Raw genomic sequence first — 21,976 nt, forward strand, 5'->3', positions numbered from 1 at the left:
GAAAGATATTACTAAGGTTCATTGTAGTGACGGATATAGCTACGTTTGACTACGGAAAACTACAATTTTATGAGATTAAATGCAGAGACAGGGGACAGAGGGAGTAGGGGAAGTAGGGGGAGTAGGGGAAGTAGGGGGAGTAGGGGAAGTAGGGGAAGTAGGGGGAGTAGGGGGAGTAGGGGGAGTAGGGGAAGTAGGAATTTTCCCAATAACAACGGATAACTAACAACTGACAACGGACAACTGACAACTGACAACGGACAACGGACAAATGACCAAATCAGATCCCAATCGAGTTTTACGGCGTTTACCCTTAGTTGTTGGGGGTTTAGGTGCTGTGCTTTTGTTAATGAATCGGTTGTTAACACCGCAACTGACAAATTCCCAAGCACGAGGAGATGTGCTGGGGGTAATTTTGAGTGCGGTGTTAATTTTAACTGGTTTAATTTGGCAACAGGTACAGCCGCGCACACCGGAGACAGTAGAATTAATTGGGGAAGAGGGATTTTTTTTAGATCCAGAATTACCAGAAGCCGCGAAAATAGAATTAGCCTGGGCAACGCGGTTATTATTAACTAATACAGTGACGCGATCGCTCATAGTTTATTATCAAGGTAAAGTTTTATTACGTCGCGGTATTCTGGCTGCTAAATCGGAAGTAGTACCAGGAATAATTTTAAAAAAAGTATTAGAAACACAAAAGCCAATTTATTTAGTTGCTTTGTATGTCTATCCTGGTAAAATCGAATTTGACTATTTACCAGAAAACACACAAGGTGTAATTTGTCAACCAATTGGTAAAGAAGGGGTTTTAATTTTAGCAGCAAATGCTCCGCGCAGTTACACTAAACAAGATGAAAACTGGATTGCGGGAATTGCCGATAAATTAGCTGTTACTCTTGGTCATTCTCGTTCCTAGACTCTGGCTAGGAATGCTAACTTTGAGGCTCTCCCTCCCGTTACTAGCGGCAGAGCCGCGTGATGAACATTCCCAGTCGGAGACTGGGAACGAGATTAACGAGATTATAAAAGTTATAAATTTTGAATTATGCAAATTATTTATTTACTCTTAGTGGCTGTAATGTTCGTAGGGATTATCGGTGCTGTAGTTCCAGCTATCCCTGGAAGTAGCTTAATTTTAATATCTATTATTATCTGGGGAATCGTCAGTAATTCCTTTGCAGCTATCAAAATTCCCCTGATTGTGACAATCATTGTTTTACTTCTAAGTACAGGAGTTGATTTCCTGGCTGGTTATATCGGAGCAAAACAAGCCGGTGCGAGTAAGTGGGGACAAATTGGCGCATTTGTGGGTTTATTACTGGGGTTTTTTGGATTATTACCAGCTTTACCTTTTGGTGGTCCATTATTAGGGATTTTATTTGGACCACTGTTAGGAGCAATTGTTGGTGAGTTTCTTTATCAACGTCAATTATGGCCTGCGGTAAAAGCTGGTATAGGAATTACTGTCGGTACAGTGGTGGGGAATTTGATTCAAGGTGTCTTAGCTATCAGCGCGGTTGTAGTATTTTTGTTGACAACTTGGCCGCAGGTATATGGTAGTTAACCTGGATAAAAACCGTCTATCCAAATACCGAATTAACTGTAGACTTAATTGAATTTCGAGCATCCTTTAAAGCCTGACTAAAAGGTTGCTTATTCTGCAAAAATACCCTCGCACAATTGCGTCCTGGCATACCGGAAATTGAGCCACCTGGATGTGTTCCTGCACCTGTTAAAAAGAGATTATCAATGGGGGTTTTATAATTAGCTAATTCGGGTAAAGGTCGGAAAAAGATCATTTGATCCATTGTCATATCAATATGATAATAATTCCCTTTGTATGCCCCTAATCTTTCTCCTAATTCTGCCGGACTTTCTACTCTTCTAGCGATAGTTGCTTTCTTCACATTGGGGGCGTAAGTTGCTAATTTGTCAATTACTCTATCTGCAACTTTGTTTTTCAATTCATCAGTCCAACCTGTCCCTTTTAAACCTGTACCTTTTGCATTAGCAATTTGATAAGGAGCAAAAAATTCAATCCATAAAGTATGTTTACCAGGTGGTGCTAAACTAGGGTCAAGAGCGCTAGGCATGACGAGATACATGGAGGGGTCAGAATCGGGAATTTCGCCAATTGTACATTTATTATGAGCCTGTTCTACATGATTCATGGAATCAGCAATGAGAATTGAACCAATGAGATATTCATCTTTATGATCATGATGAGAAAAATGCAAAGGTTCATCTAATGCTAAATCTATTTTCAGAATGGTTTCATTGTTATTGATAATCCGTCGTTCTAACCTTTCCCACAAATCAGGATCAACGGCATCAATATCACTTTTTTCTGTCATTTGTAAGAATAATCTTTGAGCATCAATATTAGAAATTACTCCCTGTTTTGCTCGATATTCTTTACCACCTGCTACCCTAACTCCTACCGCTTTACCATCATCAATTAAAATCTTTTCTACGTGCTGGTCTGTGAGAATTACCCCACCTTTACTCTTAACTAATTTCACCAAAGCTTGCACCAATGCACCTGTACCGCCGCGAGGTCTAGCCATTCCAGGATTATGACGCATAGCCATCATCATCACCCCAATTGCCAGATTTTTTTGAGAAGGTGGCGCACCTAATTCTGATGCTAATCTAGATAGGGGGGCTTTGAGAAATTCTTCATCAAACCATTCATTAAGAATATCTTCGGCGCTGTTTAACATTGTTCGCACAAAATCAAAACTTTTGGCGGGAGAACCAACTACAGAAAATAAATCTTTAACTTGTTGCAGATTGTAGTTACCAAAAATATCTATAATTGATTTGGGTGGGGCATTAAACATGGGAATCATGGCGTTAATTGCCCGTTGCCAATAATTTGTAAACTCGGCATATTTTTTAGCATCTCTTTCATTATAACGAGCGATTTCTGCACAGGTCTTTTCTAAGGATTTATGGGCTAAAAAATATTTACCGTCGGGGTGAGGACAAAAAACAACTGGGTCACATTCTAGATATTCTAAGCCATATTTTGTCAGTTCTAATTCTTCTACTACTGGACCCAAATGAATAAATTCATGGTCAATGGCACACAAGTTAAATTTAAAACCTGGTGCTTTGTCTGGGATACATTCTTCTGTTGTGGCTGCACCACCGGGAACAGGACGTTTTTCTAGTAGAAGGACGCTATAACCTGCTTTGAGTAAATAAGCCGCACAAACTAAGCCGTTGTGTCCAGCACCGATGATGATAACGTCGTATTCTTGCATATCTCTGATGATATAAAAACCTGGCTTTTTTATATTATTAATATTTGGCGAAAATTGCAAGTAAATTAGTTACAATAAATATAATAAATATATTATAGATTATAATAGATTCCCCGACTTCTTAAAGAAGTCGGGGATCTGGTTTTTGGTTTTGGTTTGGTTGGATAAATTATTGCCTAGATTAAACTGTTGCTGTTTCTAAGTTTGCAGATTTTGGTTGACGAAGATTCTGAATTTCTAAATTTATCGGACCATTTGGACCTGTAACTAAACCCCGTCTTTGTGGTTTAATTTCATCGGTATTAACTAATTTCATTGACCATGTTTTCAGAACTTTAGCTAATATTAATTTCATTTCCATTTGGGCAAATGCTAAACCGATACAACGTCTTGCACCACCACCAAAAGGTAGAAATTCATAGGGAGAAAACTGTTTTTCTAAAAAGCGTTCTGGGTTGAATTTTTCGGGTTGAGGATAAATATCTTCCCGTTGATGAGTTAAATAAATTGAACCCATAATAATTGTACCTGCTTCAAGTTGATAACCACAAAGAGAAATAGGTGTTTTTACCTTTCTAGGAAAAGTGAGCATTGCTATGGGATAAATCCTTAATGTTTCATTACAGACAGCAGTTAAATATGGCAATTTAAAGATAGTATTAGAATCAGGATTTTCTCCTAAACTGTCCAATTCTGTTAATAGCTTTTCTCGAACGTCTGGAAGTTTATGAATCCAATAAAATGCCCAAGAAATGGCTGTAGCTGTAGTTTCATGACCTGCGAATAATAAGGTCATTAATTCATCTCTTAATTCTTCATCCGTCATAGGTTCACCATTTTCATCCCTAGAGGACATAAGTAAAGTAAGAATATCTGTCCGTTGAGGATCAAAATTTTCTCTTCTTTGTTGAATTTCCTGATAAATGAGTTGGTCAGCTTTTTCCTGTTTCTTTATTTGTTGTTTCCAAAGTTCCGAAATACCAATTACCTCTTTCAATTTGGGAAAATAGAGAAAAGCAACTCTCCAAGGAACACTACTTTGTTCAATAATTTCACAAAGTAAATGTCTCAGGTTTTCAGCTTGTTCTCCTTCATAAATCCCAAAAACAGCTTCCATCATAATCTGAAGAGTAATTTCTTGGGAAACATTTCTAATATTAAAAGGTTGATTTTTTGGTTGTTTATTGATAGTTTTTATGGTAATATTTTCAATTAATTCAGCATAACTTCGCATTCTTTCCCCATGAAAAGGAGGCATAATTAATTGCCGTTGACGTTGATGTTCTTTACCACTAAGAGTAATGACAGAATTTTTACCGAGTAAATATTCAAAAATACTATTTAATTCTCCTGGTGCTTCCAAGTCCTTGTGATCATTACTTAATATTTGCTGGATAGCTTCAGGAGAATGAACAAATAAAATTGGTGGTAAATTACTTTCCAATTTTAGAGTAAACAAATCACCATAAGTCTTGGCACATTCTGTCAAATAACTCATGGGTCTGAATATCCAGTTTAAAACTTGAATAGTAGCTGATACTTTTGGTCCTGGTAGTAGTTGCATAATTTTCTCCTGTTTTGATTACACAATTAATTACAGAATAACTCAACTTCAACTATAAACCCTTGAGATTTGAATTTTCACAAGATTATCAAAAAAACTAGATGTGTAGGGGTTTAGCACTGCTAAACCCCTACGTATACTGATGTAATGACATGAAAGGAAAAACAAGTAATCATGTGAGATGAGTATTTAAGCTACTTATGGTGATATTGCGAAAAAGCAATTAACTATTAGATCCTCAAAGATGTAAAATCTTGGTTACATTAAACCAGAATCTCTAGTTTTTCCGATTTTATTAAGGTACTCAGCATGACAACAATTACGACAAAAGCAGCTTCCGCAGTTCCAAATTTTTGTGAAGGGATACAATATTTTGGGGAAGCATTGCCAGATTTTGAAACTTATGGGGCAACACCAGCGATCGCATCTGGTAATATATCTATAACAAATCCCACAGATACAACAGCAGTATATCAAACCTTACTGGCGGCTGATGCCCTACGCTATCTCACCCTACACATCACTGGTAGTAAGGCTTCTGGACATCCCGGCGGTTTTGCCAGCCAAGCGGAGGCTTATGCAGCTTTGGTCATGCTGGGACATAAAAACATTATCACCGAAGTCGGACATCACGCCCCCGGTTTCTATAGTGCCATGTTCCTAGACAGATCACTAGAAGACATGGGAATTTCTACAGTACAACAATTGGGCGATCGCTTTCGAGAAAAGCATGGATTATTAGGACACCTATCCGGCTACATTCCCGGTATTCTCGCACCGGCTGGACCCCTGGGACAAGGACAACATTTCGCCATGGCCGCAGCCCTGTTGCACCGTGATAAACTCTTCCCCTTCACCCTGGGAGACGGGGGACTGGGTGAACCCTATATCATGAGTGCAATGGCACATTTTAACACCGCTTACCCCACCGCTACCAACTTCTTACCCATATTAGTGTGGAACGGTTACAGCCAAGAACACCACAGCATGGTATCTCTGAAGACCAACGCAGAGATGATAGCCTATTGGCAAGGTAACGGTTTTGCCGAAGTCGTATTAGTCAACGCCAAAGATTTTGACGACCAAAACCAAGCAGGTGAATATGTTGATAGTACGGTATTTTCCTTTGCCAAACGCCTAGAATTTACCAAAGCCGTATTACTCGGTATGGATAAAGCCGCCCGTTCAGCACTCGGCGGTAAATTGACCGTATTTATTATCAAACAACTCAAAGGGGCAGGGGTTCACGCTTTAGGGGCAAAATCCCACAACCTCTATCCTCAAGATACTTTAACCGCGCCCCATATCGTCAGCGCCTTACAAAAACGGGCATTATCAGCCCCAGCATGGCAAATTGTGCGGACAAATGCGGAACGGGCTGGAGGTGGTCCGGCTGCGAAAACAGTAGTCACAGAATTTGAATTACCCTTAGCAGAAATTGGCGAATTACCATTAGTAGAATATCAAGTTGGGGCAGTTCCCCAAGTTTCTACAACTGTCATGGGTAAGCTAGTGGGAGTAGTAGGAAATAAAGATAAAAACTTCCTTGTGACTAACGCCGATGGTAACGCCGCTTCAGGAATTGGTAATATTAATGAGGCATTAAAAATCATTCATCCCACCACCGATGACACCTATCATCAAGCCCCAGGAGGTCAAGTTTACGAACCTTTGAGCGAAGATGCTTGTGCAGGTTTAGCAGCTGGTTTATCCTTAATGGGGGCGAGAACTTTGTGGTGTTCCTATGAATCTTTTGCTATCAATGGTTTACCAATTTGGCAAACTGTCACCCAAGCAATGGCAGAATTACGCCGCAAAACACCCTCAACAATTACATTATTTACAGCCGGGGCTTTAGAACAAGGACGCAACGGTTGGACTCACCAAAGACCAGAAATTGAAGCTTATTTTGCTTCTTTGATGAGAACCGGAAATGTCTTCCCATTATTTCCCCCTGATGCTAACAGTATTCAAGTCTGTTATGACTGGGCTTTGCAAACAAAAAATAAGGGCATTGTGATTACTGCTAGTAAGTCTCCTTTGCCAATTCGTAGCACCTTTGCCCAAACTGAAAAAGGCTTAATTGATGGTGCGGTGTTATTACATGAAGTGGCTGGTGGGAAGACTGTTGTATTTGCTGTAATTGGCGATTTGACTTTAATTCCTGTGTTTGAAGCGGCGGCTTTTTTAGAAACTGAAGGTATTGGTGTGAAGATTGTTTCTATTATCAATCCTCGTCGTTTATATCGTCCTCATGATACTGCTTGGGATACTTGTTCTGAACCTGATAACGGTTTTTTAAGTGATGCCGATTTTGAGCAATTGTTTGGTGGAGATGCCTTAATTGGTGTGACAGGTGGCGCTGCGGCGATGTTAGAACCTATCATGTTACGCAGTAATTCTCAGCGTGATTCTTTTGCCTGGAAGCGTGGGGAAACTACCGCTAGTGCGGGTGAGTTGATGGCTTTTAATGGGTTAACTGCGGAGGCGTTGACTAAGCGGGCTATTGAGTTGGTGCATTAATTAGAACGCAGATATACGCACGTAAATTATTATTACGATGCGTATATTTGCGATTGTGTTTTGAGACGTTAGGTTTTAGGGTTGTAAGTGATGTGTTTTAGGTGAAACATTAATTTATGAAAGTTAAAAAATTAATTCGCTATTTCTTTCTATTTTTCTTGTTGATCAATATTGCTTTTGTTTCCTCAGCCAGTGCATCGGGTATTGAACAAATATTAGAACTGAGAGGATACCATAAAGCTGATTATTTCGATATAGTTGAAAAAGGAGAATATTCATACAAAGATAATCCGCATTATGGAGGAACAGGTTATAATGGTGATGATATAGACTTAATTCCTATCAATTTAGATGCTGATACGTCTTACGTTTTTCTTGGTTCATTAAAAGATAATACCTATTGTTACACTATAGAGATGTCTATACTCGATAATCAAGGACAAGTAGAAACTTCTAGTAAACCTTCTAGACAATCGAATCTTATTCAATTTAACCCAAAAAAAGCAGGAATTTACTATATAATGGTGGCTACACCCTCTCATAGTAGTAACATTAACACTTGTGAATATTATATGTCTGAATACAAGTAAAATTAGATTACGAATAGAATAATCTACTAAATGCAAACTCATTCATAGTAAATGGTGGGTAACGTCGCAGGTCTCCATCTTTAGTATGTGATCTGATATGCTTAACCCACCTTTCATTCTGATTAAATTTAGTACGAATTAGCCAATTAGCTAAATATTGTATTGTTCCTCAAGTATAATACTTTGAAGATTCAATGATGTGTTTGTGCGATATACAGATTCAATGATGATATTTATCAACTTTGAATTCCACATTAATACAGAACCATTGCTTGTACAAAATGCCTTTGAACTTAGACAATATTGAGTACGTTCCCATTGATTATTAGAGTTACGATATTGAAGCCCTAATTTTACAAGTTCTCTATTTACCTTTTGTCCAGACCATAAATCACCTGTATTGTGAGTAATAATTTCTGCCATTTTCTCAGGGAACAAATATTTACTTGAAACATCTGATGAGATAGTTTGATTTGAATAATTCATGGGAACTTGATAAGCTTTTTAAAAGTCTATGTATTAATATACTACATATGTTTGTAAATTTTGTCAATTCTGAATTAAGTAAACCATAAGTTTGTAGGGTAGGTTGACACAAGGAAACCCAACAATATTAATAACGCTAAATTACAACCCGAAAACCCTGTATCTGTTTACGTTATCTCATCCAAGCATTACTAGGGATTAATAGAACGATCCGCAGCCCGAAAACCCTGTATCTGTTTACATTATCTCACCTAACCATTACTAGGGATTAGTAGAGCGATCGCACCTAAAAACCTTACCCTGTATGTGTTTACGTTATCTCACTCAACTATTACTAGGGCTGTTTAGGGCGATCGCACCTGAAAACCTTACCCTGTATCTGTTTACATTATCTCACTCAACTATTACTAGGGATTAGTAGAGCGATCGCACCTGAAAAGCTTACCCTGTATATGTTTACGTTATCTCACTCAACCATTACTAGGGATTAGTGGGGCGATCGTGTAAATAAGAGAAGACAATAGAAGCATAACAGATACATCTGGAAATATTCACCTCACCTGATTCAGATCCCCGACTTCTAAGATTAATTATGGATATGATAGAAAAATCCTGAAAAGAAGTCGGGGATCTTTAGTGCGTAGCTTATAATATGATCATACCGAAAAAATTTACTCAATAGAGGAGTTAATCATGGTAATAAAAATTGCAGAAATATCTAAAGATATTGACACTTTACCAGAAGAAGCGCAAATCTTACTACTAAATTTTATTCAATTACTCAAAAACCGTTATCCAAAACCAGAAAATCATCATCAACAAAAAAGTATCTATGAAAAATTTGATGAAATTGGATTAATTGGTTGTTGTGCTGTGGAAGAAAATTTATCAACCACATATAAAGAAGTTTTAGCTAATACATTACCAAACAAATATGATCATAGTTGATACAGGATTCTGGTTAGCTCTCATTGACCAAAAAGACACCTACCACGCAACAGCAAAACAAGCTTTAAAAAAATACAATGAGCCTTTAATTACAACATGGTGTGTTGTTACAGAAACCTGTTATCTTTTGCTAACTCGCAAAGGAGTTCAAGCTCAAGTCACTTTTTTAAATAGTCTGGAAAAAGAATTATTTACAATCTTTAATTTAGAGCCTCACCATACTCCGCAAATTATTAAATTAATGGAAAAATATGCTAATCTGCCAATGGATTTAGCTGATGCTTCCCTAGTAATTTTAGCAGAACATTTAGGACATGGGCGAATTTTTTCAGTAGATCAGCGTGACTTTAACACCTATCGTTGGAAGCAAAATTATCCTTTTGAAAATTTGCTATTTTGAAGTAATTACCTGTATCTGTTCACATCATCTCACCCAACCATTACTAGGGATTAGTGGGGCGATAGCGAAGCGCTGCTGCAAGCAGTTCGCAGCCCGAAAACCTTACCCTGTATCTGTTTACATTATCTCACTCAACCATTACTAGGGATTGGTAGAGCGATAGCGAAGCGCTGCTGCAAGCAGTTCGCACCTGAAAAGCTTACCCTGTATCTGTTTACGTTATCTCACTCAACTATTACTAGGGATGTTTAGGGCGATAGCGAAGCGCTGCTGCAAGCAGTTCGCACCTGAAAAGCTTACCCTGTATGTGTTTACGTTATCTCACTTAACCATTACTAGGGATGTTTAGGGCGATCGTGTAAATATTCACCTCACCTGAGAATTATCGGTACGTAGTTTATAATAGGATCATACCGAAAAATTTTATATAGGATTTAAGGTTATTCATAATGCTGCAAATTATCCAAGCAACCTGTACCAACGGTGAACTTATTTTAAATGAAAAACTAAGTTCCGAATTAGAAGGTAAAACCATACAAATTATGATTCTTGAACCCAGCGAATCTACACAAGCAATAGATTCTCAAGAATCGAAAATACAGCAATTCTTAGCGCGAGTTAATCACTACTCCTTCCCACTTCCCCCAGACTACAAATTTAATCGAGAAGAAATTTATGATAGATAAAATTTTTCTCGATAGTAACCTCTGGATTTATCTCTATGCTAAAAATCCGCCAGAAAAATCCCAGCAAGTTGCAGAAATCATCAAAAATAATTCTTCATCCCTGTTAGTTAGCACTCAGGTTTTAGGTGAATTATTTCATGTTTTAACTAGAAAAAAATTCACAACAAAAACAGATGCAATTACAATCATATCAGATATAGTGAATACTTTTTCGATTCAGGCAATCAACACAACAGAAGTTATACAAGCATTAGAAATCAATGCAAAATATAACTACTCTTACTGGGATAGTTTGATTATAGCTACAGCTTTATTAAGTGACTGTTCCATCATTTACTCAGAAGATATGCAACATAATCAACTAATAGAGAATAAGGTAAGAATTATCAATCCATTTGTTTGATTTCATATCTTTTTAATTCCTGTAGGGTGGCTTAACAACAATATAAGCCACTATTAAAAACCCTGTATCTGTTCACATTATCTCACTCAAGCATTACTAGGGATTAGTGGAGCGATAGCGAAGCGCTGCTGCAAGCAGTTCGCACCTGAAAAGCTTACCCTGTATCTGTTTACGTTATCTCACTCAACCATTACTAGGGATTAGTGGGGCGATAGCGAAGCGCTGCTGCAAGCAGATCGTGTAAATATTCACCTCACCACCCGAACTAAATCAAATCCTCAAACAACTAGCCAAGAAAATTAGATATATTAATAATCAGCACACAAATATACAAACCCCTCCTGTATGAAATTTCAAGTAATATTCACCTATGATTCAGAATATCTAGGTTACGTTGCTGAAGTACCAGAACTTCCTGGTTGTGTCAGTCAAGGTACAAACTTAGATGAAGCAATTGAAAATATCAAAGATGCTATCAAAGGCTATCTTCACGTATTAGAAAAACATGGTAAACCCTATGTAACCAAAGAATCTCAATCTTTTGTAGGGGAAGTAGTAGTATAAATGGGACGTTTATCAAATATTTCCGGTAAACAAACAGTCAAAATCTTTGAAAAATTTGGCTATGCTGTAGATCATCAAACCGGAAGTCATATCATACTTTGGCACGAATCAAAACCCATTTTATCAGTTCCCAATCATAAAGAACTAGCACCAGGGTTACTCAGAAGTTTAATTAGACAAGCAGGAATTACCGTAGATGAATTTTTAGGAAATAAGTAATATTTTCAGTGGGTTAATAACAAAATAACCCACTATTAATAACGCACTTATTAAAACTCAAAAACCCTGTATCTGTTTGCATTATCTCACTCAACCATTACCAGGGATTACGGGGGCGATAGCGAAGCGCTGCTGCAAGCAGTTCGCACCTGAAAACCTCACCCTGTATCTGTTTACATTATTTCACCCAACTATTACTAGGGATGTTAGGGCGATAGCGAAGCGCTGCTGCAAGCAGTTCGTGTAAATAAGAGAAGATAATAGAACCATGACAGATACACCTGGAAAGATTCACCTCACCTGAGAATTATCACCCGACCATGAGTTATAATCAAGATTAAAGTCATAACCATAAAATTACTATGACTCTCCAAATCCTAGACAAAACTACCACAATTTCCGAACAGCGATTTCTTCTACCTGGTTATTACACCTGGAAAGAATTTGAAATAATAGAAACCTTAACCGCAGACGCAGGAAATTTGCGGATAACTTATCTTGATGGGTACATCGAATTTATGACACTTGGTGAAGAACACGAAAATATCAAAAAAATTATCGCTATTTTGATAGAAGCATATCTTTTTGAAAAAGGGATAAACTTTATCCCAGTAGGTAGTGCTACTCGTCGCGCAAAAGAAAAAAGTGCTTCCTTTGAACCTGATGAATCTTATTACATCGGAGATAAAAAAGCAAATCCAGATTTAGCAATTCAAGTTAATATTACCAGTGGCAGTATTGATAAACTAGAAAAATACAAAAGATTTAATATTACCGAAGTTTGGTTTTGGGAAAATAATCAATTGTCTCTATATCATCTCAAAAATGGTAATTATGAGCAAATTAACCAAAGTGAATTATTGCCAGATTTCGATATAGATTTATTGGCGAGTTGTGTTTTAATGCCTTACATTATTGATGCAAGAACAGCATTTATTAAAGGTATTAAAAAGTAGTAGTTTGTAGGTTGAGTTGACGCAAGAAAACCCAACAATACCCAGCAGTAATAACCCTAAATTACAACCCAAAAACCCTGTATCTGTTTACATTATCTCACTCAAGCATTACCAACTATCATGTAAATAAGAGAAGACAATAGAACCATGACATTGTTTTGTTTCCCTAAAACCTTTTTATCGGATTTCGGGTATTCTTTTTTCTATCACACTTTCTGCATGAAGGAAATCCCTGGCTTATCCGTCAAAATTAACACACTAGTATCTTCTGTCAAAATACTTTATTTGTTTCAAAAAGGTTCGGCATTTACGTGTTCGTATAATATTTAAAGTTATCATTGACTCTTAATCTAAAAACTTAGTATTAATCTTACAATTAAGGGCGGGGTTTCCCCGCCCCTACAGGCAATTTTGCCGAAATAAATGGCAAGAATTAACTTGAAAGTTTAACCAGAAGTATCTTACTTCTGAGCTTCAGCAATAGGAACCCACTCAGTGTGGAAAGATCCTTCTTTGTCAGTTCGTTTGTAGGTGTGAGCTCCGAAGTAGTCCCGTTGTGCTTGAGTTAAGTTTTGTGGCAAGCGATCGCGGCGGTAACTATCGAAGTAATCTAAAGAAGCACTGAAAGCTGGAACAGGAATACCCAATTTAGCAGCAGTGACAATTACTTCACGCCAAGCAGCTTGTCTATCGAGAATTGTTTGCTTAAATTCAGGCGCTAACAACAAGTTAGGTAAAGCGGGATTTTCGTCAAATGCTTTCTTAATCTTATTCAAGAAACCAGCGCGAATAATACAACCACCTTTCCAAATCCGCGCCATTTCGCCCAGATTTAAATCCCAATTGTAAGTTTTGGAAGCTGTAGATAACAGCGCCATACCTTGAGCATAAGAACAGATTTTGGAACAATAAAGAGCATCACGCACCATGTTCACAAAAGCTGCAATATCACCACCATACTTAGCATTTGGTCCGGTGATGACCTTAGAAGCAGCAATCCGTTCATCTCGAATTGAAGAGAGAATTCGAGCATTTACCGCTGCTGTAATTGTCGGAATAGCTACACCCAATTCTAAAGCAGTTTGTACAGTCCAACGACCAGTTCCCTTTTGACCGGCTGCGTCAACAATCAAATCAACGAGGGGAATCTTGGTATCAGGATCTACGTAGGGGAAAATATTCGCGGTAATCTCAATCAAAAATGAATTGAGTTCGTCAGTTGTATTCCATTGAGCAAAGACTTCATGGAGTTGTGCTGGACTTAAACCAGCCACATTTTTCAGCAGATCGTAAGCTTCTGCAATTAACTGCATATCGCCGTACTCAATACCGTTGTGAACCATTTTTACATAGTGTCCAGAACCACCAGCACCAATGTAGGTTACACAGGGACCATCATCAACTTGAGCCGCGATTTTGTTGAAAATGGGGGATAGGTACTCGTAGGAGCTTCTTGTGCCACCGGGCATGAGAGAAGGTCCATTTAAAGCTCCTTCTTCACCACCACTCACACCCATACCGATATAGCGTAAACCGATGGGTTCTAATTCTTGAGTGCGTCTTTCGGTATCTTCAAACCAAGAGTTACCACCGTCAATAATGATATCACCTTCTTCTAGCAAAGGTTTAAGCTGTTGAATTACCGCATCAACAGGCTTACCAGCTTGTACCATCACCAAAATTTTGCGGGGACGTTCCAATGAGGCGACAAATTGTTCGAGGCTAAAAGCGGCTCTAACGTTCCGTCCTGGGGCGCGGTGCGCCATGAAGGCATCGGTTTTTTCACGAGAGCGGTTGTAAACTGCAATTGGGAAGCCATTTCTTTCTACGTTAAGTGCGATATTTTCGCCCATAACTGCTAATCCAATCACACCAAAGCTTTGTAGTGTCATAGTTCAGTTCAAATCTTTTGTTTGGGTTTGGCTCTTTCTCTTGCAGATCCTTTCTCTTTAAGGGTAGTCCGAGATTTTCGCTTCACTCCTAAAGAAGATATTAAGAGTTTTTGTAGAAGTGAAGAAATCATCACCCAGATCAATGAATTAATTTTAATTTGTATTGAAGTCCACAATTTAGTCCCAAATTTTGCAAAATTAAAATACATATAGCAGGAGTTCAGGAGTTCAGAAGGAAGAAGGAAGAAGGAAGAAATTTCTCCCCTACTCCCCCTACTCCCCTACTCCCCTACTTCCCCTACTCCCCTACTCCCCCTACTTCCCCTACTCCCCCTACTCCCCCTGCCCCCTGTTCCCTGTTCCCTTTCTCGAATTAAATAGTAAGGAGGATTAAAAAATGCTGGCTTATTTTCTAGCGTTGGTAATCGGTTTTGGCAGTCTCGCCATTTATTTATCAGCCTTCTTTTTTCCAGAAATCCATCGCAAGAATGATTTCATCTGGAGTGGCGTTGGGTTATTCTACGCTTTAGTATTATGGATTTTTGCACCTCGAATTACTGGGGGGCTGTTACTGGGTCATGTAGCTAGTGTGGCACTGTTGGTATGGTTTGGCTGGCAAACTCTCTCATTACGGCGACAACTTGCTCCCCAAGGACAACAAACTCCTCTCCCCAGTCCTGAGCTAATTAAGATTAGTCTCCAATCGCAAATGTCAAAGTTTTCTGTGAAAGAGAAATTTGGACAGTTATCAAGCTTCGTTGCTGGTGTATTTGGTGGTGCTAAGGCGAAGATACAGCAGACTGTGAATAAAAAGCCTGTGATCAAAACTGCTGAAGAGATTTTACAAACAACTCCAACTGAAGCAACGCCACCGTCAGTATTACCAGATGAGTCGGTAACTGCTACCCCAGCAATTACAACTGAAAGTTTATCAGCGGATACTTTTTCTCAATCTCCTATTTTGGAAGTGGTAGAAGTAGCACCAACTCCACCCACTGTTATGGAGGAAGAACAGGTAATTCCGCCAACAGCACCGGAAACTGTGGTAGAGATCACTCAAACTGAGGTGGTGATTTCCGAGTCATTTATCACAGGAGAAACCGAAACTGTAGTCGAGATCATTCAAACTGAGGTTGTAATTTCCGAAACTCCTACAGCAGGGTCAACTGAAGCTGTGGTAGAGATAATTCAAACTGAGGTGGTTATTGCCATAGAAGAAACTAGCGAAACGGCAGATGCACCAGAAATAAGTTCCCCAAATCCAGTGACATCAGAGTTATTAGCCGCAGAAGCAGCCGACAAGTCTGATATGACCATTGAGGAAGTTAAACCAGTTGGGGAAGCATTGCCAGAACAAATCCCACTAAATAAACCAATCGAGGAGTAATTAAGAGGATTTACGCTGCTGATTCTAATAAATCAAAGGAATCTGGGTAGTTTATGATACTGCTGCCGCTGGATTAAGTCCCAATTGGGATAATAAACGGTCAATATCAAAATGCTCAGACATAAGAGAGCGAATGCACTCTATTTTAATTGGTTCATGAACACGAACTTGACCAAAGGTGCGATCAATTATCTCTACTGTGGTGAGAGTGTCTAAATCCACGGATAAAATCGGGATTTCTAACTCTTCAGCGCGGTTGAGGATAAAGGCAGGGGGTGGTAGTTGTCCAGTCAGGATGAGGCATTGAGTAGATGTTTCTAAGGCTGCTTGTTGAATTTCAACGCGATCGCCTCCTGTCACTACTGCCATATTCTGGCGTTTGCGGAAGTATTTGACGGCGGAATTGACATTCATCGCCCCAATTGCTAGACTTTCGACTAATAAATCTAGGCGATCGCTCCGACAAAGAACTTCCGCGTTTAACTGCTTGACTAATTCCCCAACGCTGACACTGCGGAGGATATCGCTTTTGGGTAATGTTGCCAGTATAGGAATATCCTGTTTTTCCAAGAATGGGCGTAAGAGTGTGTTAACTAACTCTAATTTTTCGTGAGGTACTTCATTAATTACCACACCCATTAACCGTTTGCCTAATTGCTGTTTAGCAAATAATAAGGCCTCAACAGAAGTTAGTGATTGATAACGGCTAATTAACAGTACAGGAGCATCTAATTTTTCTGCTAATTCCAGTAAGGATAATCCAAATAAATTTCCTTCTGATAAGTTAGCAGGCCCTTCTAAGATTACCAAATTACTCTTTGGTATTTGTGAATACTTTTGTACTAGTGACTCTTGATAGTTAGTTGTATCTTCTCCCTGTAAGCGTTTCTGGACAGTAATTTCATCCAAAGATAATAAAGTGGGAGCAATGCGGTTGTCTGGCAGGTTAAGGTTATGAGTAATGAACTGGACATCTTCTTCAACTACTGTTCCCGCAGATGTCTTGACAAAATTACCCAAAGGTTTGCCATAAGCAATGTCCAAACCTTTTTGTTTTAGCTGATGAGACAAACCTAAAACTGTTGCAGATTTGCCACTGTAAGCTTCAACTGATCCAACCAGCAAGTATTTAGCAAGTGTTGGCACGTATGCACTCCTAATTTCAAAAGTTTGTACAACTCAGCTAGGTGTCTACTAATTTTAGTGCAATAGGCGGAAGGTAAATAGCAATAGCTATCCTAATTGCCTGAATTTTCAAAATTAAATGGGAATAAATCTAGCTGTGGTAGCTATTGTAGCGATTTTGATTGTCCAAACTTCAGCAATTCTCATTTTGATTTGCGTTGTCAATCTACCCATAGACATATACAATTCAGAATGAACAGAAATCAGTTTGCATCATGATCAGCAATCCAGTTTTAGATCAGTCTTTAGCAACCAGTATTCAGCGTCAAAAAATCTGTGAAATTGTGGGATCTACCTACAGTGAAGAAAACTGGCAAGATTGGCAGTGGCAAATGCGACATCGGTTAACTAAATTAGAACACTTTGAAAAGTTACTAAGACTGACTTCAGCAGAGGCTGAAGGTTTAATGATAGCAACAGATAAATTTGCTGTGGCGGTTACACCTTACTTTGCGTCTTTGTTTGATCCTGAAAATGCAAGTTGTCCATTACGGATACAAGTAATACCAAAACAAGAGGAAATCATCGTCAGTCCTACGGATATGGTAGACCCTTGTGGAGAGGATGATGACAGTCCTGTTCCGGGCTTAGTCCACCGTTATCCTGACCGGGTGTTATTATTGGCTTTAGATAGTTGTGCTGCTTATTGTCGCTACTGCACTCGTTCCCGCTTGGTTAGTCAAGGGGAAATGAATCCCATTAAGCGGCGGTTAGATGCGATTATTGCCTACCTGGAAGAACACACAGAAGTTCGTGATGTGTTAATTTCTGGTGGTGATCCTCTACTGATGTCCAATGAAGTCTTAGACAATTTACTGGGACGTTTACGGGGGATTGCTCATATTGAATTTGTGCGAATTGGTTCTCGTGTTCCCTGTTTTTTACCACAGAGAATTACCCCAGAACTAGTAACTATACTGCGTAAACATCGCGTATGGCTATCTGTACATTTTTGTCATGTGCGGGAATTAACGCCGGAAGTAGCCCAAGCTTGTGATTTACTAGCTGATGGTGGGATTCCTTTAGGTTGTCAAACTGTATTGCTCAAAGGTGTAAATGATTCAGAACAAGCCTTGAAGAATTTGTTTCATGGTCTTCTAAAATTGCGTGTACGCCCATATTATCTTTATCAATGTGACCCAGTAGTGGGGACTGCACATTTACGTACAAGTATTCAAACTGGGTTGAATTTAATATCTAAATTGCGTGGTCATACTACAGGCTATGCTGTCCCAACTTACGTAATTGATGCCCCTGGTGGTGGTGGTAAAGTACCTATTCAACCGGAGACTTTAATTACTTACGAGAATGGTCAAGGATTATTGCAGAATTGGGAAGGTAAGACTTTTAGTTATATAGATCCAATTAATTAGGAATCATAGGAGAACCGTTAAAATGTTGATTGTGGGCAATACAAACCTAAAAGGTCGGGGAGTTTTCGCACAGAAGTGCTTTTTGAAAGGAGAGATAATTCAGACAGCACCAGTTGTTATTATACCCGCAGAAGAAGTAGAATTAATTGATAAAACAGTTCTCGGTAACTATTACTATGATTGGGAAAATAAAGCCGCGGTGATCGCTCTGGGTTTAGCATCCCTAATTAATCATTCTTACAATCCCAATACTTATTATGTCAAGAAATTTGTTGAAGGTGAGGTAGAGCTAATTGCCTACCGAAATATAGAAGTGGGAGAAGAAATTACTGCTAACTATAATGGTTCCCGTGAGAATCAATCTCCTATATGGTTTGATGTCGTTGAAGAAATATCTCCAACTTTAGTAAAGATTGAATAATTGGATATTCTATCAATTAATAAGTCTGAGTTGGATATTAAAGTTAAGAATGAAAACTTAATGACGGAGATTTATGGGGTTATTTATTGGTCTATGTTATGACTTGAAGACAGAATATATTCAGGCTGGTTTCAGCACTACTGAAGTGATGGAATTTGATGATGAAGAAACAATCATTGGGTTGGAAAATGCCCTTGGTAATTTAGGTCATCAAGTAGAACCCATTGGTAATGGTAGAGAATTGGTGCGGAGGTTAGCAAATGGGAAACGCTGGGATTTGATATTCAATATAGCTGAAGGAATAAAAGGCCGTTCCCGTGAAGCGCAAGTTCCCGCAGTTTGTGAGTTATTTGACCAGCCTTACACATTTTCTGATCCTCTCACCTGTGCCTTGACCTTAGATAAAGCATTGGCGAAAAGAATAGTACACGATCGCGGTTTACCTACAGCCCCTTTTATAGTAGTTAATGACATCGCAGAAGCCGCTAATATTTCCTTACCTATGCCACTTTTTTTTAAACCTTTAGCGGAGGGTAGTTCTAAAGGCATAACTGGGCAATCTTTAGTTAAAGAAAAGGCGAAATTAGTGACAACTTACCAAGCATTATACAGCCAATTTCAACAGCCTATTCTTGTAGAAACTTTCCTCCCTGGTCGAGAAGTGACAGTAGGAATTATTGGTAATGCTAGTAATGCTAAAGTAGTCGGAGTGATGGAAGTAATTTTTACAGACCAAGCTGAAACATCGGCCTATACAACTTTGAATAAAAAGGAATATTTAGACAGAATAGCCTATCAATTATTGATAAGTTCTGAACCACTAGCGATAGAAGCACAAAAACTAGCACTGGAAGTTTATCATATCTTTGGTTCTCGTGATGCTGCCCGTGTAGATTTGCGTTGTGATGCTCATGGAGTATTGCAGTTTTTGGAAATTAACCCTTTACCAGGACTGGATCATATCTATTCAGATTTGCCCATTATGGGGCGTTTGGCAGGTGTAACATATACAGAAATTATTAGCACTATAGTTAATGCAGCATGGCAAAGATATCAATGTGGATAAGCAGTATTGAATAGACATCAGGTAATTTGAAAAAAATCTTTTTAAGAAAATAAAATGAATATTACTGGTTTTATAAAAACAGTCAGTAAATATATTTATCCTTACAAATGGATAGCGTTGTTTCTGATTGTTGGTCGGATATTTGAGGCAGCATTTAACGCCGGAATTGGTATAAGTTTTAAATTCATTATTGATCAGACAATTATTCCCCAGAATTATGATTTGCTAATTCTTATTTTGTCATTTCTTAGTGTGGGAGCAATTTTCTTAAGTATCATTATTTTGCTAATTGATTATTTTGATGCCCGTTTGAGTATTCTCATTCTTAATAAACTACGTGAGGATTTGTTTGCTCATATTCAAAACTTGTCAATGGATTTTTTCGGCAGAAATTCAGCGGGTAATCTTGTTAATCGGTTTATGACTGATGCGGAAAAGGTTGAGTACGGCATTATTCAGGGCATGACTGTCATATTTCTAAATATTAGTAATATGATTTTTTCAGGTATTTATTTATTTTATCTCAATTGGAGATTAGCTATTTTGAGTTCTGTGGGTTTAATTATTTGTGGTTTTGCACCCTCTATAATTATCCGTTTTGCGACTGAGGTAGGTTATGAACTCAGAGACAAGGAAGGATATATTGCTAGTGTCATAGAGGAAAATATTCTTTCTCAACCTGTAATTAAAATATTTGGGTTAGAAAAAAGAATGTCAGCCGATTTTACTAGCCAATTAGGAGAATTGCAGCAAGTATATATCAAGTCCAAATTTTTATCTTACTTAGTGCAGAGAATTCCTGAAATTACTTTTATCTTAGTGCAGATAACGATTTTGGGTATTAGCGCAATCATGACATATTGGCATTGGATTTCATTGGGAACATTAGTTGCTAATCAGGTGTTATTGATCGGATTAAATTCTACTATTAATTATTTTAGCTGGGGACTACCTCATTTAGTCAATGGTGCGGCAGGAATGCAACGCATTCAGGAGATTTTAGAAGAAGTTCCTACAATTCAAGATGTGCCAGAAGCAGTAGATTTACAGCCTTTTGAGCAGTCAATTTATTTTGATAATGTGTCGTTTAAATACAGTGAAAATGGCAGAGGAATTGAAAATCTGTCTTTAAAAATTCGCCAAGGTGATTTTGCCGTCTTTGTTGGCGCTAGTGGTGCGGGTAAAAGTACAATTGTTAATCTGTTGACGCGATTTTATGATCCTCAAGAGGGGAAAATCTTATTTGATGGTGTGGATTTAAGTCAGGTAACTGTAAAATCTCTCCGTTCGCAAATTGGACTGGTTTCTCAAGATGTGATTTTATTTAATTGTTCAGTGCGGGAAAATATCCGTATGGGTAATTTAAAAGCCACTGATAAGCGAATAGAAACCGCAGCTAAAGCCGCAGAAATCCACGATTTTATCTTATCTTTACCTCAAGGTTATAATACAACAGTAGGCGATCGCGGCGGACAATTATCAGGGGGACAACGGCAAAGAATCGCTTTAGCTAGGGTATTGGTGAGAAATCCGGCAATTTTGATTCTTGATGAAGCTACATCAGCTTTAGATCCTGTCACAGAAGCGGAAATTCTCACTACCATTGAGCAAATTGCCAAAGAACGTACAATCATTGTCATTACTCACCGCTTGACTCAAGCTTTACGTGCAGATGTGATTTTTGTACTGGAAAACGGGGGCATAGTTGCTTCAGGTTCTCATTCAGATTTGCTTGCACAAAATGGACTATATTCGACATTCTGGCAGGTGGTATCAGCTTAGGTATGCCAACGCCTTATAGATACTTTTTCTAAATACATAGTTATTCAGCGAGTATTTCATTAAAATAATCTTGGAGGAGTAGTTATGTCCGCAAAATACTTTAATCCTTATACAGATTTCGGTTTTAAGAAACTGTTCGGTGAGGAAGGCAGTAAAGATCTACTCATTGATTTTCTCAACCAACTTCTACCAATACATCATCAAATTCAACAATTAACCTTTAAAAATCCAGAAAATCTAGCTGATACCATAGCAGAAC

The 21,976-nt window shown here is 38.4% G+C and carries 22 protein-coding genes and 1 pseudogene; 18 read left to right on the top strand and 5 right to left on the bottom strand.

Going from position 1 to position 21,976, the window contains the following annotated elements:
* Window positions 1-79 precede the first annotated feature (79 nt).
* From AN490_RS13135 to AN490_RS13145, 3 genes are all read left to right on the top strand, one after another.
* Window positions 80-226 carry a hypothetical protein gene (locus AN490_RS13135; RefSeq protein ID WP_300003909.1) on the top strand — a complete coding sequence of 49 codons (147 nt, stop codon included), beginning with the start codon at window positions 80-82 and terminating at the stop codon, window positions 224-226.
* A gap of 45 nt (window positions 227-271) precedes the next feature.
* Window positions 272-919, top strand: coding sequence for a cofactor assembly of complex C subunit B (locus AN490_RS13140; protein WP_168696611.1), 648 nt, complete (start codon window positions 272-274; stop codon window positions 917-919).
* Between the two features lie 129 nt (window positions 920-1,048).
* A complete protein-coding gene (locus AN490_RS13145) occupies window positions 1,049-1,567 on the top strand; it encodes a DUF456 domain-containing protein (RefSeq protein ID WP_015079766.1) in 519 nt (172 codons plus the stop codon).
* 16 nt (window positions 1,568-1,583) lie between these two features.
* Here AN490_RS13145 and crtO read toward each other — a convergent pair whose 3' ends face one another.
* A complete protein-coding gene (gene crtO / locus AN490_RS13150; RefSeq protein ID WP_271824039.1) occupies window positions 1,584-3,272 on the bottom strand; it encodes a beta-carotene ketolase CrtO in 1,689 nt (562 codons plus the stop codon).
* Window positions 3,273-3,453: 181 nt separating this feature from the next.
* On the bottom strand, window positions 3,454-4,836 hold the full coding sequence (locus tag AN490_RS13155) for a cytochrome P450 (RefSeq protein WP_300003914.1): 1,383 nt from the start codon (window positions 4,834-4,836) through the stop codon (window positions 3,454-3,456).
* A 309-nt stretch (window positions 4,837-5,145) separates the two neighbouring features.
* Here AN490_RS13155 and AN490_RS13160 point away from each other — a divergent pair, with 309 nt between their 5' ends.
* Together AN490_RS13160 and AN490_RS13165 are read left to right on the top strand one after the other, a co-directional pair.
* Window positions 5,146-7,359, top strand: a complete 2,214-nt coding sequence (locus AN490_RS13160) for a phosphoketolase (RefSeq protein ID WP_300003917.1) — start codon at window positions 5,146-5,148, stop codon at window positions 7,357-7,359.
* 116 nt (window positions 7,360-7,475) lie between these two features.
* Window positions 7,476-7,949 carry a hypothetical protein gene (locus tag AN490_RS13165; protein WP_300003920.1) on the top strand — a complete coding sequence of 158 codons (474 nt, stop codon included), beginning with the start codon at window positions 7,476-7,478 and terminating at the stop codon, window positions 7,947-7,949.
* A gap of 150 nt (window positions 7,950-8,099) precedes the next feature.
* On the opposite strand, the gene AN490_RS13170 is transcribed toward AN490_RS13165, so the two are convergent.
* A complete protein-coding gene (locus AN490_RS13170; RefSeq protein ID WP_300003923.1) occupies window positions 8,100-8,435 on the bottom strand; it encodes a hypothetical protein in 336 nt (111 codons plus the stop codon).
* Window positions 8,436-9,128: 693 nt separating this feature from the next.
* Between AN490_RS13170 and AN490_RS13175 the strand changes: the two genes are divergently transcribed.
* The 7 genes from AN490_RS13175 (at window position 9,129) to AN490_RS13205 (ending at window position 12,611) form a co-directional block, all read left to right on the top strand.
* Window positions 9,129-9,383 (top strand): DUF2281 domain-containing protein, encoded by a 255-nt coding sequence (locus tag AN490_RS13175; RefSeq protein ID WP_300003926.1) that lies wholly within the window; start codon window positions 9,129-9,131, stop codon window positions 9,381-9,383.
* Window positions 9,370-9,783: a PIN domain-containing protein gene (locus tag AN490_RS13180; protein WP_148765465.1), complete on the top strand. Its 414-nt coding sequence runs from the start codon at window positions 9,370-9,372 to the stop codon at window positions 9,781-9,783. The genes AN490_RS13175 and AN490_RS13180 overlap by 14 nt, the downstream gene beginning before the upstream one ends.
* A gap of 449 nt (window positions 9,784-10,232) precedes the next feature.
* Complete coding sequence (locus tag AN490_RS13185; RefSeq protein ID WP_300003929.1) at window positions 10,233-10,469, top strand: hypothetical protein; 237 nt, start codon at window positions 10,233-10,235, stop codon at window positions 10,467-10,469.
* Entirely contained in the window at window positions 10,459-10,872 is a 414-nt protein-coding gene (locus tag AN490_RS13190; RefSeq protein ID WP_300003932.1) for a PIN domain-containing protein, read from the top strand. The genes AN490_RS13185 and AN490_RS13190 overlap by 11 nt, the downstream gene beginning before the upstream one ends.
* Before the next feature lie 345 nt (window positions 10,873-11,217).
* Window positions 11,218-11,436, top strand: a complete 219-nt coding sequence (locus tag AN490_RS13195) for a type II toxin-antitoxin system HicB family antitoxin (RefSeq protein ID WP_027401156.1) — start codon at window positions 11,218-11,220, stop codon at window positions 11,434-11,436.
* Window positions 11,437-11,655 carry a type II toxin-antitoxin system HicA family toxin gene (locus tag AN490_RS13200; RefSeq protein WP_053538668.1) on the top strand — a complete coding sequence of 73 codons (219 nt, stop codon included), beginning with the start codon at window positions 11,437-11,439 and terminating at the stop codon, window positions 11,653-11,655.
* A gap of 362 nt (window positions 11,656-12,017) precedes the next feature.
* Window positions 12,018-12,611: a Uma2 family endonuclease gene (locus AN490_RS13205; RefSeq protein WP_300003943.1), complete on the top strand. Its 594-nt coding sequence runs from the start codon at window positions 12,018-12,020 to the stop codon at window positions 12,609-12,611.
* 461 nt (window positions 12,612-13,072) lie between these two features.
* Here the strand turns inward: AN490_RS13205 and gndA are convergent, their stop codons facing one another.
* The gene (gndA, locus tag AN490_RS13210; protein ID WP_300003947.1) at window positions 13,073-14,503 is read right to left on the bottom strand and encodes an NADP-dependent phosphogluconate dehydrogenase; all 1,431 of its coding nucleotides are present in this window, start codon (window positions 14,501-14,503) and stop codon (window positions 13,073-13,075) included.
* Between the two features lie 397 nt (window positions 14,504-14,900).
* Here gndA and AN490_RS13215 point away from each other — a divergent pair.
* A pseudogene (locus tag AN490_RS13215) lies at window positions 14,901-15,317 on the top strand (Ycf66 family protein); the annotation flags it as partial.
* A 624-nt stretch (window positions 15,318-15,941) separates the two neighbouring features.
* Here the strand turns inward: AN490_RS13215 and AN490_RS13220 are convergent.
* Window positions 15,942-17,036: a phosphotransacetylase family protein gene (locus AN490_RS13220; RefSeq protein WP_300003950.1), complete on the bottom strand. Its 1,095-nt coding sequence runs from the start codon at window positions 17,034-17,036 to the stop codon at window positions 15,942-15,944.
* A gap of 254 nt (window positions 17,037-17,290) precedes the next feature.
* Here AN490_RS13220 and AN490_RS13225 point away from each other — a divergent pair, with 254 nt between their 5' ends.
* From AN490_RS13225 to AN490_RS13245, 5 genes are all read left to right on the top strand, one after another.
* The gene (locus tag AN490_RS13225) at window positions 17,291-18,448 is read left to right on the top strand and encodes a KamA family radical SAM protein (RefSeq protein WP_300003953.1); all 1,158 of its coding nucleotides are present in this window, start codon (window positions 17,291-17,293) and stop codon (window positions 18,446-18,448) included.
* 22 nt (window positions 18,449-18,470) lie between these two features.
* On the top strand, window positions 18,471-18,869 hold the full coding sequence (locus AN490_RS13230; RefSeq protein WP_366925040.1) for an SET domain-containing protein: 399 nt from the start codon (window positions 18,471-18,473) through the stop codon (window positions 18,867-18,869).
* Between the two features lie 73 nt (window positions 18,870-18,942).
* Window positions 18,943-19,935, top strand: coding sequence for a D-alanine--D-alanine ligase (locus AN490_RS13235; protein WP_300003959.1), 993 nt, complete (start codon window positions 18,943-18,945; stop codon window positions 19,933-19,935).
* Between the two features lie 54 nt (window positions 19,936-19,989).
* Window positions 19,990-21,717, top strand: a complete 1,728-nt coding sequence (locus tag AN490_RS13240; protein WP_300003962.1) for an ABC transporter ATP-binding protein — start codon at window positions 19,990-19,992, stop codon at window positions 21,715-21,717.
* An 84-nt stretch (window positions 21,718-21,801) separates the two neighbouring features.
* Window positions 21,802-21,976: PD-(D/E)XK nuclease family transposase (locus tag AN490_RS13245; RefSeq protein WP_300003965.1), on the top strand; the 175-nt coding region annotated here is incomplete at its 3' end.

The sequence above is a fragment of the Anabaena sp. AL09 genome, from assembly GCF_001672255.1.
GTDB classification, from domain to species: Bacteria; Cyanobacteriota; Cyanobacteriia; order Cyanobacteriales; family Nostocaceae; genus Dolichospermum; species Dolichospermum lemmermannii.